Raw genomic sequence first — 13723 nt, 5'->3', positions numbered from 1 at the left:
GGCTTTTTTATTCCCGCGCCGCATAGCGGGAGATAAAGCGCGCAATCGCCGGCCCGGTCAGTAAGATGGTGAACAGGCGCAGCGTCTGCATCGCCATAATAAACGACATATCCGCCCGCGTACCGGCGGCGATAATCGCCACCGTGTCCAGACCGCCCGGACTGGTCGCCAGGTAGGCGGTCATAAAGTCCAGCGGCAAAACCTGCGTCAGCCCAAAAGCCATCAGCGCGCACAGCAGGATCAGGCCAATAATCGATGCGAGGATCTGCGGCAGGGTTTTGAGCGCCAGCAGGAAAATCTGTTTATTAAACTTTAGACCAACGCTCCAGCCAACGGCGGCATAAGCCAGCGCCAGCAGCCACTCGGGAAGTTCAAGCTGCAGCCAACCTTCCCCCTGCGCCAGCGCCCCGATCAGCATTGGAAAGAGCATCGCGCCGGATGGAAAGCGCAGCCGTAGCCCCAACCACCCCGCTACCGCCGTCAGCAGCAGCGTGAGCGGTAACTGCCAGCTCACCGGAGGAAACCAGGCGACCTGCTGAGTCATCTCCTGCGCTTCACCGCCGAGCGCGACGCGAACGACGAGCGCCGCCGCCCCCGCAACAAACAGCACCCGCAGATACTGCATCAGCGCCACCAGCCGGACATCGGCGCCGTACTCCTGGGCCATAATCACCATCGCCGAGGCGCCGCCCGGCGAGCTCCCCCACGCCCCGGTGGCGCCGGGCAGGTCGCTGTAGCGCACCAGCAGCCATCCCGCCAGCGCGCTGATAGCGAGTGTAGAAAAGAGAATCAACAGCACCAGCGCCCAGTTCGCCAGCAGAACGCCGAAAATGGATGGCGTCAGGCTGCGGGCGATCATGCAGCCGATAATCGCCTGGGCGGCAATAAAAAAGGGACGGGGTACGCGAATTTCCGCGCCGCGCAGGCTGAGGATGATTCCGGCAATCATCGGCCCCAGCAGCAGCGCGGCGGGAAGGTGAAACCAGAACAATACAAAAGAGAGCGCGCTGGAGAGTACCAGCAGTTTCATCCATTGAAAAAAATCACTACGCCAGATCCGCATGCGTATTCCTGCCAAAAAGAGGGTAAAGACGAAGTATATACAGAATCATTCTACACCTGGACCCCGCCCTTTTCTGGAAATACCAACCGCCTGCCCGGGCAGGCGGTTGGTGAGCATTACTCGTCGCCTTTTTTCTGGCTCAGGCCATATTCGCGCAGCTTATTGGCGATCGCGGTGTGCGAGACGCCAAGACGCTTGGCCAGTTTACGCGTGCTGGGGAAGCTGCGATAAAGCTGGGTGAGCACCGAGCGTTCGAAACGGCGGGTAATATCATCCAGAGACCCCTCCATCGCTTCTTCGCCAACCGCCAGCGACGAGACGTCGTGATCCGGCAGCAGGATATCCTGAGGACGCAGCTCAAACCCGTCCAGCTGAGTCAGCGCGCGATAGATCGCGTTTTTCAGCTGACGCACGTTGCCCGGCCAGCTGTAGCGCGTCAGCACGCTATTTAAATCGGCTGAGAGTTTCGGCCGCGGAATGCCCTGCTCATCGGCAAAGCGCGCCACGAACAGTTCGGTCAGCGGCATGATGTCCTGCGGGCAGTCGCGCAGCGGCGGCAGATACAGCGTCAGCACATTCAGGCGATAATAGAGATCTTCGCGGAACAGCCCCTTTTGCACCAGCTCCACCAGGTTTTTCTGGGTCGCGCAGATCACCCGCACATCAACGTGGACCTCATGATCTTCACCGACGCGGCGGAAGGTGCCGTCGTTGAGAAAGCGCAGCAGTTTGGTCTGCATGCGCGGCGACATTTCGCCAATTTCATCCAGCAAAACCGAGCCGCCGTTAGCTTGCTCGAAGAAGCCCTTTTTCCCCTGGATGGCGTCGCCGAACAGCTCGCTTTCCACCGCGTCTTCCGGGATGGAGCCGCAGTTCAGCGCCAGATAAGGTTTCCCTGCGCGCGGACTCGCCAGGTGGCAGGCGTGGGCCAGCAAATCTTTCCCTGTGCCGGTATCCCCGACGATTAGCAGCGGCGCGCTGAGCATGGCCAGCTTGCGGGCCTGCTCGACGACATGGCGCATTTTCGGACCAACGGCGAGGATCTGGCTAAAGGCGCTGGTATCCTGAATGGTCATGGTTTGCAGCTGGCGCCCCATGCGGACCGTCGAACGCAGCATCGCTACCGCGCCGGTTAGCACCTTCTCGCCGTGCTCGCCTTCCAGGTAGACCGGGGTGATCTCCAGCAGAAAGTTCTGCCCGTTGACCACCACGTGTTCCGCATGCGACTCCTGAGGATCGTTTTCCAGCCAGCGCTGGACGTTAAAATCGGTAATCAGCTGCGCGACCGGATGGCTGCGCAGCTTATCCTGACTCTGGCCAAACAGCTGGCAGCTGGCCGGGTTAGCCAGTTCGACTTTTCCTTTGGTATCCAGAGACAGCACCGGTTCCGGCATCGCCACCAGCAGCGCGCTGAGCGCCAGGTGCTCCCGCTCTGACGGCATCCACGCCACGGTGCGCACGTCGGTGACGCCGGCGATACGACGAATTTCCGCCATCAGGCTGCTGAAGCTAGCGAACTCCAGCTCGGCGAAATTGAGATAAATTCGGCCAATAGGGTCAATGTCGATACCCCGCAGGTCGATACCGCGCAGCACCAGTAAATCAAGTAATTCACGAGTCAGACCAAGACGGTCTTCACAAAAGACTTCAAGACGCATAGGAGTTTTCACCCTAAAGAGGCCAATGACGGATGAATAATAGGACAGTTATGTGCTGGCGTGAAGCCAGCTGTCAACAATTATTGACAGTATGGCGGAAAAATGGCCTTTCTGCCGTAAAGTTATGCGCTACAGGGAGAATTCCCGGCTTGCGGCGCGAACGCCTTAGCCGGGCTACCAACTTATCAGGGCAACCGGCCATAGCCCGGCTAAGCGTAGCGCGAGCCGGGAATGCCCAAAAACGCTATTTCTCCGGCGCGTTTTTGCTCTTCTGCAGGGTATCTTTTAGCTGACCGATCAGCTCGCGACGAAAATCCCCCAGCCGCGGTTTATCGTCGGCGATCCACGGCAGCGGGCGGCAGAGTTCCATCGCCTTAATACCCAGCCGCGCGGTCAGCAGCCCGGCGCCAATCCCCTGCGCCGCGCGCGCCGATAGCCTGGCCGCCAGATCCTGCGACATCCAGTCCATCCCGACTTCCCGCACCAGCTCGCTGGCGCCGGCAAAAGCGATATTCAGCAGCACCAGACGGAACAGGCGCAGGCGGCTGTAGTAGCCCAGCTCAATACCGTAGAGGGTGGCGATGCGGTTGATCAGCCGTAAATTGCGCCAGGCGATAAACGCCATATCCACCAGCGCCAGCGGACTGACGGCGATCATCAGCGTCGACTCCGCCGCCGAACGGCTGATTTCACGCCGCGCCTGCGCATCCAGTACTGGCTGTACGATCTGCGCGTACAGGCTCACCACTTCACGATCGTTCTGCGTTTCGTGGATTGCCGCATACCAGCGCTGCAGGGCCGGGTGGGATTGATCGAGCCCCGCCTGCAGGGCCAGCTTCTCGCAAAAGGCGCGCCCTTTGCCGACCGCATGGCTGTGCATCAGATCCCGCACCTCATCTCGCTCGTGGGCACGCTGGCGTAGCCGCCACAGCCGGCGCCACTCGGTGGCCACCGAACCGACGCCCGCGCCGACGATCAAGGCGCCGGCAGCACAGCCGCCGAGGGCGATCCAGTCCTGCGTTTGCCAGGCGGTCATCGTCCACTGCACGCCCTGCGCCACCACGCTGACGCCAAAGATAGCCAGCCCGGCGCTAACCATTTTTCGCCACAGGCTGCGCTTAGGCCGCAGCGCAGACTCCACTACCGCTTCCGCCGCGCCCTCTTCATCTTGCAGAACGTCAAGCCGCGCGGGAGCGAATTTCGCCGCGTCGGCGCCGTCAAACGCGCGCGCGGACTTGAGAATTTGCGCCTTTTCCTCCTCCAGCGGGCCGTCGAAATCGATACGCGGTTTTAAGGGTTCGGTCATCGCAATTTATCTCCGATCAAAAATTCCAGCGCCGCATCGAGGCGAATATGCGGCAGCGGTTTATCAACGTCCATCACCTGAGGGCGGAAGTTTTCAAACTGAAAGCCCTGCTGTTCCCAGAAGGCCTGGCCCGGCAGACGGGCGGGCACCTCGCCGGGGTAGACGGTCAGCGGCTGGCCGTCGCTCAGCCTGTGGCCTCGCAGCGCAGGGATCTTTTCGCCGTTCACCTCAATAAGCCCGCTCTGCGTCGCCTGAATCGACGCCAGTCCCAGGCAATCCATACTGATGCCTTCAAACGCCGCGTTCTGCCAGGCGTCCTGTATCAGTTGCTGCAGCAGCGACACCATATTGCTGTGCTGATCGACGGTCACGTGATCGGCTTTAGTCGCGGCGAACAGCAGCTTATCGATAACCGGTGAGAACAAGCGACGAAACAGCGTGCGCTGGCCATAGTGAAAACTTTGCATCAGCTGCGTCAGCGCCAGGCGCATATCGTTAAACGCCTGCGGCCCGCTGTTCAACGGCTGCAGGCAGTCCACCAGCACGATTTGCCGATCGAAGCGCAGGAAATGATCTTTATAGAAGCCCTTTACCACTTTCTCGCAGTAGTATTTAAAACGCTCGCGCAGCATTCCGGCATTGGTCTGTTTGTCCGCCTGCGCCAGCTTAGCCTCACCGGCGGCATCCACATCCGGCCAGGGAAAAAACTGCAGCGCCGGGGCGCCGGCCATTTCACCGGGCAGCACAAAGCGCCCTGGCTGAATAAAGTGCATCCCTTCGCGCTTACAGGTATGCAGATAATCGGTCCACGCCGCGGCGATCTCCGCCAGACGGGTTTCATCGGCGGACGCCAGCGGATCCAGACCTTCGCATAGCTGTCGCCAGCGCGCCGACCACTCCGCCCTCTGCCCCTGCAGTAGTCCGGTCATCTGCCGTGACCAGGTCAGATAATCCTGGGCCAGCATCGGCAGATCCAGCAGCCACTCGCCGGGATAATCGACAATCTCCAGATACAGGGTTGAGGTCTCTTTAAAATGGCGCAGCAGCGAATCGTTAGAGCGATAGCGCAGAGCAAGGCGGATTTCGCTGACGCCGCGGGTGGGCGTCGGCCAGACCGGCGGCTGACCATAGAGCTGGGCCAGCCCTTCATCATAGGTGAAGCGCGGAATACCAAAATCCCGCTGCGGTACGCGCTTGACGCCCAGCAGGCGCTCTTCTCTGGCCGCGCTAAGCAGCGGTAGCCGCGCGCCGGCGTGAATATTCAGCAGTTGATTGACCAGCGCGGTGATAAAGGCGGTCTTGCCGCTGCGGCTAAGGCCGGTGACGGCCAGACGAAGATGCCGATCAACCCCACGGTTGATCAGCGCGTTAAATTCTGTTTTGAGTCGCTTCATCGCCATCCTGTTGAGCCTGAAGAACGAGGGAAATAGACATGAGGGCTAAAGAGATAATTATCAATAGATTGCATTAGCCCCGCTGCGACGGGGCCAACGATTATTTGCTGGCGCTTTTCGGCCTGGCTATCTCACTGAGGCCGCCGGCGTTAACCACCTGCGTGTAGCCCATTTCGCTCAGCAGCTGCTGAGCCTGGCCCGATTGCCGGCCAACGTTGCAATAAACGTGAATGGTATCGTTTTTATCCGGTACTTCCGCCGCAATCCGCGTTTTTAAATCCGCCAGTGGGATATTCACCGCCCCGACGACGTGCTCTTTTTGATACTGCTGCGGGACGCGGACATCGATCCAGTGCTCTGCCGCGAAGGCGGGTAAGGCCATCGCCAGCGCTAAACCCAGAAGGAGTTTTCGCATTTTATCATCCTGATAGTGTGAGTGTTTAGGCACTCATAACATACGCCATCCGCGACGTTTAGAAAACCGCTGCGCCGCCCGGCTGAGCATGGGTTCCAGAACAAGCATCAGCAGCATTTTCAGCGGCCGACGCGCGACGGATTTTACCGCCCAGCCAGCGACGCCCGCCGGGCCGTAGCGCAGCGCGGTGAGCAGCACCAGTTTGCCTGCGATTTTCAGACCCGGTTTGACTTTTTGCCCGGCCTGCTGCCATTTCATGTTCATCATTAACCTCAACTTTCAGTTATAGCTGGCGGAAACGACTGCGCAGCGAAAAGGTATCAGAGGTGACGTAGCGCTCCATTTCGCGCAGACGACGCTCCCCCGCTGCCAGTTCCTTATCCGCGGCGGCCAACAGCTCTCCGCTGCTCGGCGTTTTTTCACCATACAGCTCGCTTTCCGGCATCGGATCCAGCGCAAACGAGAGAATGATGTAGGCCACCACCACAAACAGGAACAGGCCAAAAATCATTGCCAGTACGGTAATCAGGCGCACCAGCTTTACCGGCACGTCCAGATACTGCGCAATACCGGCGCAAACCCCTTTCACCATGCCCTGCTGCGGAATGCGACACAGTTTTTTACTCAGATCCAGTCCGCCCATTATTTCTCTCTCCAGTTCGGGTGCTCAGCGTCAAGAATCGCCTCCAGCGCCTGAATACGCTCGCGCATGCGCTTCGCGTCATCGGTCAGCTGCAGCAGACGCTGCTGTTCATTCTGCGATAGGCTGCCGCTGGCGGTACGGTTGTTGTAATGCAGCCAGAGCCAGACCGGCAACACAAACAGCACAAACAACGTCAATGGGATGGCGAGAAAAAGCATGCTCATATGAACTCCTTGCAGATGGCGGCGGCACGTCTTGGTGCCGCCCGAATACGATTACTGATTATTTTGATTCATTTTGGCTTTTAACGCCGCCAGCTGCTCGCTGATTTCATCGTCCGCTTTCAGATCGGCGAACTGCTGATCCAACGACTTATCTTTGCCGAAGCGGTGGCTTTCCGCTTCTGCTTCCATATGGTCGATACGACGTTCAAATGATTCAAAACGCGCCATCGCCTCGTCAATCTTGCCGCTGTCCAGCTGACGACGAACGTCGCGGGAGGAGCTTGCGGCCTGATGACGCAGCATCAGCGCCTGCTGGCGGGCGCGGGTTTCGCTGAGTTTGTTTTCCAGCTCGCCAATCTCTTTTTTCATCCGCGCCAGCGTTTCATCAACTAGCTGCGCTTCGTTTTCCAGGCTAGCGATCAGGTCGGTCAGCTTTTGCTTTTCAATCAGCGCCGCACGGGCCAGATCCTCTTTCTCTTTGCGCAGCGCCAGTTCGGCTTTTTCCTGCCATTCCGCCTGCTGGGCAACGGCCTGTTCAATACGACGGCTCAGCTGTTTCTTTTCAGCCAACGCTCGCGCGGAGGTCGAACGCACTTCAACCAGCGTGTCTTCCATCTCCTGAATCATCAGTCGAACCAGCTTCTGCGGATCTTCTGCTTTCTCCAGCAGGGAGTTGATGTTGGCGTTCACGATGTCGGCAAAACGAGAAAAAATACCCATAATTTCAATCCTCATAGTTCTGGTGTCAGGCACCGGCCTGTGCCATGACTAATACAATTGCCGTGCCAAGTTTTTATCTTATTGATTTTAATGGAAGTGGTTGTTATCTGGCCAGCGCATTGCTAAAGTGACCTGGTGAATCACACTACTAAATGGCGAAATTCATCATGGCGGATTACAAGGACAACCTGCTCGGCGAGGCCAATAGCTTTCTTGAGGTGCTTGAGCAGGTCTCAAGACTGGCGCCGCTCGATAAACCGGTGCTGGTGATTGGCGAGCGCGGAACCGGCAAGGAGCTGATCGCCAGCCGTCTGCACTTCCTCTCTTCCCGCTGGCAGGGGCCATTTATCTCGCTCAACTGCGCGGCGCTCAATGAAAACCTGCTCGATTCGGAGCTGTTCGGGCATGAGGCCGGCGCCTTTACGGGGGCCAGTAAACGTCACCCGGGGCGCTTCGAGCGCGCCGACGGCGGTACCCTGTTTCTCGATGAGCTGGCCACCGCACCGATGCTGGTACAGGAAAAGCTGTTGCGCGTGATTGAGTATGGCGAACTCGAGCGCGTCGGCGGCAGCCAGCCGCTGCAGGTTAACGTCCGCCTGGTGTGCGCGACCAACGCCGACCTGCCGCAAATGGTGGAAGACGGGCTTTTTCGCGCCGACCTTCTCGACCGTCTGGCCTTTGATGTGGTGCAGCTGCCGCCGCTGCGCGAGCGCCAGAGCGATATCATGCTGCTCGCCACCCAGTTTGCCATCCAGATGTGCCGCGAGCTCGGATTACCACTGTTTCCCGGCTTTAGCGAACGCGCCGCCGAGACGCTGCAAAACTACCGCTGGCCGGGAAATATCCGTGAATTAAAAAACGTGGTTGAACGTTCGGTCTACCGCCACGGCAGCAGCGAACGCGAGCTGGATAATATTATTATTAACCCCTTCCGCCAGCAGCACACGGCGACGCCCGTCGAAGTGGAGAAGACGCCTGGCCCCACGCTGCCGCTCGATTTACGCGCTTTCCAGCAGGAGCAAGAAAAAAGCCTGCTCGAGAGAAGCCTCGAACAGGCGAAGTACAATCAAAAGCAGGCGGCCGAACTACTGGGCCTCACCTACCACCAGCTGCGGGCGCTGCTGAAAAAGCATCAGCTTTGACCTGTACGCGGAAGCAGCAGCGCGCTCAGCGCCATTGACCCAAGACAGAGCGCGGCGTTAAACCACAGCGCGTACTGCGCCGCGCTGGCCATCCCCAACGGTAAGAACAGCGCAAAAAGTGACGCTGTCACCGCTATCCCCATCGCCCCGCCGAGCGAACTCCCCATCTTATAGATCCCCGAGGCCACGCCGACCTTATTCTCAGGAGCGTTGACCACCGCGGTATCCGTTGACGGGGTGGCGTAGCAGCCCAGCCCAAAGCCAAACAGCACGTTGCTGAAAAAGACCGTGACGATATAGGTCGATTTATCGAGAAAGGTACAGGAGATAAGCAGAATGCCAACGGCGGTAAAGACCGGGCCGATCATCATCGGCAGACGCGCGCCGTAGCGTTGCAATAGCTTCTCGCCGACGCGGATCATCGCCAGCACGGTGACCAGGTAGCCAAGCGTCATCATGCCGCTCTCCAGCGGGCTCAGATGATGCCCCTGCTGGAGCCAGATACTGGCAATCATCATGGTACCGATGGCGCCGTTGAGCATAAAGTTTGACAGCACCGCCGCGCTGTAGGCCCGGTTGCGAAACAGCGCGAAATCAATCAGCGCCGCGTCGCCCTTACGCTGGCCGTTGCGGATAAAAAACAGCCCCGAGGCCAGCGCGCCGGCCAGCATCGCCAGCGAGGTTGCGCTGGTCCAGCCCCAGCCGTGGCCTTTGCTGATAAACAGATTTAACAGCACCAGCGCAAGGATCAGGCTAATCAGGCCGCTGATGTCCAGCTTATGCTGCTGCGCGCTGGCGCTACGGCTTTCCGGCGTACCGCGCAGCAACAACAGCGCCGCCAGCGCTACCGCGATGGAGAAAACAAAAATCCAACGCCAGCCCAGTCCGGTAGCAATCGCCCCGCCGACAAACGAGCACAGCCCGCTGCCGCCCCAGGAGCCGATGACCCAAAAGCTGACCGCCCGCTGGCGCGCTTTGCCCTCGTACCAGGTTTTAATTAACGCCAGCGTCGCCGGCATGATGCAGGCGGCCGACAGCCCCTGTAAAACGCGCCCGGCCAGGAACAGCGCGGGCCCCTGCGACAGCACCAGCATCGCGCTGCCGACAATGCTGAGGATCAGGCCGAACGAGGTCATACGCATGCGGCCGAATTTATCCGCCAGACCGCCGCTGGCGACCACGAAGCAGCCACTGAATAAGGCGCTCAGGCTCACCGCCAGGGTCAGGGTTTCCAGCGAAATATCGAGGCTGCTTTTCATCGCCGGAACCACGTTAATCACCGACTGGGCAAACAGCCAGAAGGTCAGAACGCTCAATACAATACCCGCCAGCAGACGATCGGTGCCGACGAACTGCGCTTCGCTTAGCGATACAGAACTCATAGCAGGGTCCTCTTCGTTGCGGACATTAACGCAAGTAGTGTTCCGTCAGGGCGCACCACAGCGCGGCGCCTTTCAGCAACAGCGCATCGTTGAAGTCGTATCCGGGGTTATGCACCATGCAGCGATCCGCTTCGTCCCCGGCCCCGAGGGTGAAATAGCAGCCGTTCGGATTGCGCTCAAGCATAAAAGCAAAGTCTTCGCTGCCCATAAACGGTTTCACCTCGCCGACCTGCGCCTCGCCAAACAGCGCGGTCGCCACCGTGCGTACCATCTCATTGGCTACCGGATCGTTCCTTAAAACCGGGCTACCGTTTACGTGGGTTAAGGCGGCGCTGGCGTTAAAGCTCTCGGCCTGAGCGACGGCGATATCGTGGATGCGCTGCAGGACGGTCTCGCGAACCTGTTCGTTCAAGGTGCGAACCGTGAGCTTCATTAACACCTTGTCGTTGATAATGTTCGGCGCGTGCCCGGCCTGAATGCTGCCCACGGTCACCACCGCCGGTTCAAACGGCGTGATGTTGCGGGAAACAATCGATTGCAGCGCCAGAGTGATATGACAGGCCACCAGCGTGGCGTCGACGGTATGCTCCGGCACCGCGCCGTGGCCGCCCACCCCTTTGACTTCAATATGGAGAGTGTCCGAGGAGGCCATCATCGCTCCATCGCGCAGGCCAACTCTACCTAACGGCTGCCCCGGCATATTATGCAGGCCAAAAATGGCATCGCAGGGAAACTGCTCAAACAGGCCGTCTTCGAGCATGACCCGACCGCCGTAGAGCAGCTCTTCGGCGGGCTGAAAAATAAGCTGTAGCGTGCCGTTAAACTGTCGGGTACGCGCCAGATATTCCGCGGCGTACAATAGCGTGGTGGTATGGCCGTCGTGGCCGCAGCCGTGAAAACGTCCATCGACCCGGCTGGCCCACGCCTTGCCGCTCATCTCCTGCATCGGCAGCGCGTCCATATCCGCCCTTAGCCCCAGGCGTTTTTTGCCGTCGCCCGCGCTTAAGGTAGCGACCACGCCGGTGCCCGCCAGACCGCGGTGAACCTGATAGCCCCATTCGCCGAGCAGGCGGGCAACCTCTTCGCTGGTTTTATGCTCTTCAAAACCGATTTCCGGCTGCTGATGGAAACGGCGGCGAAGCGCGACAAACTGCGCCTCGTTAACCTGTAATGCCTCAATAATCGGGTGTGTCATTTTTATTATTCCTGTGTTGTGTTTGCACGACACTTTCGAGTTTATGCATCCCTGACGGCTTTAAAATGCGCTTTTTTGTTTTATAGTGACGGATTATTAATGAGTGTTTTTCATACAAAACGGTTATGACAAAAAATGACGTGCTGTTTTTTGTCTCCAGGAGGCGACGGTGGACCATCATTCAGGCGACTTTCAGGTAGCGGTTCGTGATATCCGTCAGTGTCGCGAAGAGGAAACCGATGCGCTGACGTTGATATGGCTGCTGGAGGGCAGCGCCGAGCTCCACAATGAAGAGACGGGTCGATACCTTCAGCAGGATGAGCTGGCGATAGTCAACCGCAGCCACCGCTGGCGCCTGAGCAGCAAGACGGCGAATGTAGTGATGACGCTGTCGCTCAGCGCCGGGTGGCTAACGCGCCTTGATGGCGATTTTTTTGCGGCCGGCTACCAGATCAGCAGCGAAACGCGCGATGCCGAGGACACGCTACGTTATCTGATGCGCCAGCTGCTGGTCCTCGGCCTGGTCAATCCGCAGGCCCACTATCGGCTGGAGGCCAACCGCTGGCTTAGCGAAATCGCCCTTCTGCTGGCGTCACGCTTCAGCCGTCCTCTGACCGCCCAGGCGCCTCGCGGCGCCGAACGCTGGAGTCAGCGAATTAACCGAGTGGTGGCGCGAATCGACGCCAACTATCAACGGCGCCTGTCGCTGCAGGAGATTGCCGCCGCGGAGTTTGTTTCCGAGGCCTGGCTGTCGCGTCTGTTCCGCAAAGAGGTAGGCATCAGCTTTATGCAGTACATTACCGGGCTGCGCCTGCGCAAGGCCGCCGAGCAGCTGACGGCCACGCGCAGGTCGGTGCAGCAGATCGCCCAGCAGCATGGCTTCGCCAGCAGCCGGGTGATGAGCGACCTGTTTAAACGCGAGCACGGCCTGACGCCGCGCCAGTTCCGCCAGCAGCACCCGCAGAAGCCGGTCGAATCTCCCCGCCCGCACCTACAGCAGACCGAGCGATGGCAGCCGGTGTCAATCGATCGGCTGTACGCCCGGCTCAATGCGCCGCAAACCAACGGCCTGGATAGCCCGCCGCTGCGGCTCAATCCCCAGCAAACCCGCCATCTTGATGTGCGTGAACTGCCGGCGCGCGCCACGCCGCTGCGTCACACCCGCATGGTCGTGACCGTTCGTGAACTGGACGATCTGCTGCGCGAGGATGTCCGCCGCGAGCTGGAACAGCTGCACGGCGCGCTGCCGATATTCGCCATCGATATTCACGATCCGTTTCTCAGCAGCCGTCTGTTCAGCACCGGCTGGGACGATCCGCAAATGGCCGGCTACGCCTGCTGGTATAATCTGCAGCGCATATTTAGCTGGCTGGCGACAATGGGCTGGGCGGTCATACTGCATACCGGGCTCACCACCCGCGGCGATCTGCTGCAACGCTTTCTGCGGCTCTCCGCCAACCATTTTCCGCCGACAACCCTGGCCAGCTGGCGCTTCGTCTGGCACTGGTCCCCCCAGGCCAGCGACGAGGCGCGCCAGCACGCCTGGCGGCAACAAAAAGCGATCCTGCAGAGGCTATCGCCGCAGTCGGCGCTGGGGATCTGGCACCGTTTTCCCCAACAGGTAGAGGACGATCCCCTTCTGCGCTCACCGCTGCTGGCCGAGGCGGATTTTCTTGCCTGCCAGGCCGATGCCAACGAACTGCTGGATCTGGCGCAGATTGACAGCCAGAAGCTGGCCGCCAGCGAAAACTATCCGGTACACAAATTACGCAAGCTCCATAGCGCCCTACGCCAGCGGCATCTCCTGCTGCCGCTTTGGCTGCTCTCGTGGAATACCCTCACCGGCGATACCCGCGATACCAACGGCCGTTTCTTTCGCGGTGCGCTGCTGATGGACAATCTGCTGGGACTGGCGGATCGGGTTTGGCTGGCAGGGTTCTGGCTGAATTCCGGATTGCAGGGAGAAGCCCGGGCTAACGGCAAGCTGGATACCTCCAGTCTGGCGCTGCACTATCTCCACGGTCTGCCGCGACCGGTCTACTGGGTATTGTGGCTATGGCGCAGACTGCGGGGCGAGGTGTTGATCAACGACAAGAACTTGCTGCTGTTGCGCCATCACGGCCATTATCAGCTGCTGCTGCGCAACACGGTGGTGTTCAACCCCTGGCTCTCCAGCGAGGAGGCGTTTACCCAGCGCTTCAGTCAGCCCTGGAGCGTGCGGCTCCTCGGCCTTGAGGGGCGCTGGCGAATCAAACAGCATCTGTTCGATCAGCACCATGGCGCGCTCTTCCCGCTATTCGAGGCCTTTCGCAGCCAAAGCGGGCCGGACGAGGAGGACTATCGCTGGCTGATGCACCGGGCGCGCCCGGCGCTGCGCGTCAGCGAAGAGACGCCGGATAGCGACCGCTGGCAGCTTGTCGACACGCTGGAGAGCAACGCGCTGGCGCTTTATGAATTCACGCCGCTCACGGACTAAAAGTGACAGCGTCACATTGAGATTTCTTCCCGCAAGCGACCTGTGCCGTGGAAAATGGCGTTTGACTGCGCGGGAGCCGGTTCCCATGTAGTTAAAAAATTGTAA

The 13723-nt window shown here is 59.6% G+C and carries 13 protein-coding genes; 2 read left to right on the top strand and 11 right to left on the bottom strand.

Annotated elements, in window-relative coordinates:
• Window positions 1-7: 7 nt before the first annotated feature.
• The 9 genes from BWI76_RS12490 to pspA form a co-directional block, all read right to left on the bottom strand.
• Window positions 8-1063, bottom strand: a complete 1056-nt coding sequence (locus tag BWI76_RS12490; RefSeq protein WP_049090013.1) for an AbrB family transcriptional regulator — start codon at window positions 1061-1063, stop codon at window positions 8-10.
• A gap of 116 nt (window positions 1064-1179) precedes the next feature.
• Window positions 1180-2721 carry a transcriptional regulator TyrR gene (tyrR, locus tag BWI76_RS12485; protein ID WP_004121199.1) on the bottom strand — a complete coding sequence of 514 codons (1542 nt, stop codon included), beginning with the start codon at window positions 2719-2721 and terminating at the stop codon, window positions 1180-1182.
• A gap of 244 nt (window positions 2722-2965) precedes the next feature.
• Window positions 2966-4027, bottom strand: a complete 1062-nt coding sequence (locus BWI76_RS12480; RefSeq protein ID WP_004139289.1) for a YcjF family protein — start codon at window positions 4025-4027, stop codon at window positions 2966-2968.
• Complete coding sequence (locus BWI76_RS12475) at window positions 4024-5421, bottom strand: YcjX family protein (RefSeq protein ID WP_004139291.1); 1398 nt, start codon at window positions 5419-5421, stop codon at window positions 4024-4026. Before BWI76_RS12475 ends, BWI76_RS12480 begins: the two co-directional genes overlap by 4 nt.
• A 100-nt stretch (window positions 5422-5521) precedes the next feature.
• Window positions 5522-5836, bottom strand: coding sequence for a thiosulfate sulfurtransferase PspE (gene pspE / locus BWI76_RS12470; protein ID WP_064342514.1), 315 nt, complete (start codon window positions 5834-5836; stop codon window positions 5522-5524).
• A gap of 33 nt (window positions 5837-5869) precedes the next feature.
• A complete protein-coding gene (gene pspD, locus BWI76_RS12465; protein ID WP_004101464.1) occupies window positions 5870-6100 on the bottom strand; it encodes a phage shock protein PspD in 231 nt (76 codons plus the stop codon).
• Window positions 6101-6119: 19 nt separating this feature from the next.
• Window positions 6120-6479, bottom strand: a complete 360-nt coding sequence (gene pspC, locus BWI76_RS12460; protein WP_004139296.1) for an envelope stress response membrane protein PspC — start codon at window positions 6477-6479, stop codon at window positions 6120-6122.
• Window positions 6479-6703 (bottom strand): envelope stress response membrane protein PspB, encoded by a 225-nt coding sequence (gene pspB / locus BWI76_RS12455; protein ID WP_004101459.1) that lies wholly within the window; start codon window positions 6701-6703, stop codon window positions 6479-6481. Before pspB ends, pspC begins: the two co-directional genes overlap by 1 nt.
• A 51-nt stretch (window positions 6704-6754) precedes the next feature.
• Complete coding sequence (gene pspA / locus BWI76_RS12450; protein ID WP_004139297.1) at window positions 6755-7423, bottom strand: phage shock protein PspA; 669 nt, start codon at window positions 7421-7423, stop codon at window positions 6755-6757.
• Between the two features lie 152 nt (window positions 7424-7575).
• On the opposite strand from pspA, the gene pspF reads away from it, so the two are divergent.
• Window positions 7576-8565 (top strand): phage shock protein operon transcriptional activator, encoded by a 990-nt coding sequence (gene pspF, locus BWI76_RS12445; RefSeq protein ID WP_024360673.1) that lies wholly within the window; start codon window positions 7576-7578, stop codon window positions 8563-8565.
• On the opposite strand, the gene BWI76_RS12440 is transcribed toward pspF, so the two are convergent.
• Together BWI76_RS12440 and BWI76_RS12435 are read right to left on the bottom strand one after the other, a co-directional pair.
• Window positions 8556-9947, bottom strand: a complete 1392-nt coding sequence (locus tag BWI76_RS12440; protein ID WP_004139300.1) for an MFS transporter — start codon at window positions 9945-9947, stop codon at window positions 8556-8558. The two genes, pspF and BWI76_RS12440, sit on opposite strands and share 10 nt — an antisense overlap.
• Window positions 9948-9972: 25 nt before the next feature.
• Entirely contained in the window at window positions 9973-11142 is a 1170-nt protein-coding gene (locus tag BWI76_RS12435) for a M20 aminoacylase family protein (protein ID WP_004139301.1), read from the bottom strand.
• 169 nt (window positions 11143-11311) lie between these two features.
• On the opposite strand from BWI76_RS12435, the gene BWI76_RS12430 reads away from it, so the two are divergent.
• Window positions 11312-13618 carry a helix-turn-helix domain-containing protein gene (locus tag BWI76_RS12430; protein WP_004139303.1) on the top strand — a complete coding sequence of 769 codons (2307 nt, stop codon included), beginning with the start codon at window positions 11312-11314 and terminating at the stop codon, window positions 13616-13618.
• Window positions 13619-13723: the final 105 nt, after the last annotated feature.

The sequence above is a fragment of the Klebsiella sp. M5al genome (assembly GCF_002090195.1).
In the GTDB taxonomy this organism is placed as follows: Bacteria; Pseudomonadota; Gammaproteobacteria; order Enterobacterales; family Enterobacteriaceae; genus Klebsiella; species Klebsiella grimontii.
This window is presented reverse-complemented; position numbering and strand designations above follow the sequence as displayed.

Bases quoted from the DNA above. Each gene is read 5' to 3' on its own strand.
- BWI76_RS12440 (WP_004139300.1), bottom strand. From the start codon at position 9,947: ATGAGTTCTGTATCGCTAAGCGAAGCGCAGTTCGTCGGCACCGATCGT.
- tyrR (WP_004121199.1), bottom strand. From the start codon at position 2,721: ATGCGTCTTGAAGTCTTTTGTGAAGACCGTCTTGGTCTGACTCGTGAA.
- pspD (WP_004101464.1), bottom strand. From the start codon at position 6,100: ATGAACATGAAATGGCAGCAGGCCGGGCAAAAAGTCAAACCGGGTCTG.
- BWI76_RS12435 (WP_004139301.1), bottom strand. From the start codon at position 11,142: ATGACACACCCGATTATTGAGGCATTACAGGTTAACGAGGCGCAGTTT.
- pspA (WP_004139297.1), bottom strand. From the start codon at position 7,423: ATGGGTATTTTTTCTCGTTTTGCCGACATCGTGAACGCCAACATCAAC.
- pspB (WP_004101459.1), bottom strand. From the start codon at position 6,703: ATGAGCATGCTTTTTCTCGCCATCCCATTGACGTTGTTTGTGCTGTTT.
- pspE (WP_064342514.1), bottom strand. From the start codon at position 5,836: ATGCGAAAACTCCTTCTGGGTTTAGCGCTGGCGATGGCCTTACCCGCC.
- pspC (WP_004139296.1), bottom strand. From the start codon at position 6,479: ATGGGCGGACTGGATCTGAGTAAAAAACTGTGTCGCATTCCGCAGCAG.
- pspF (WP_024360673.1), top strand. From the start codon at position 7,576: ATGGCGAAATTCATCATGGCGGATTACAAGGACAACCTGCTCGGCGAG.
- BWI76_RS12480 (WP_004139289.1), bottom strand. From the start codon at position 4,027: ATGACCGAACCCTTAAAACCGCGTATCGATTTCGACGGCCCGCTGGAG.
- BWI76_RS12475 (WP_004139291.1), bottom strand. From the start codon at position 5,421: ATGAAGCGACTCAAAACAGAATTTAACGCGCTGATCAACCGTGGGGTT.
- BWI76_RS12490 (WP_049090013.1), bottom strand. From the start codon at position 1,063: ATGCGGATCTGGCGTAGTGATTTTTTTCAATGGATGAAACTGCTGGTA.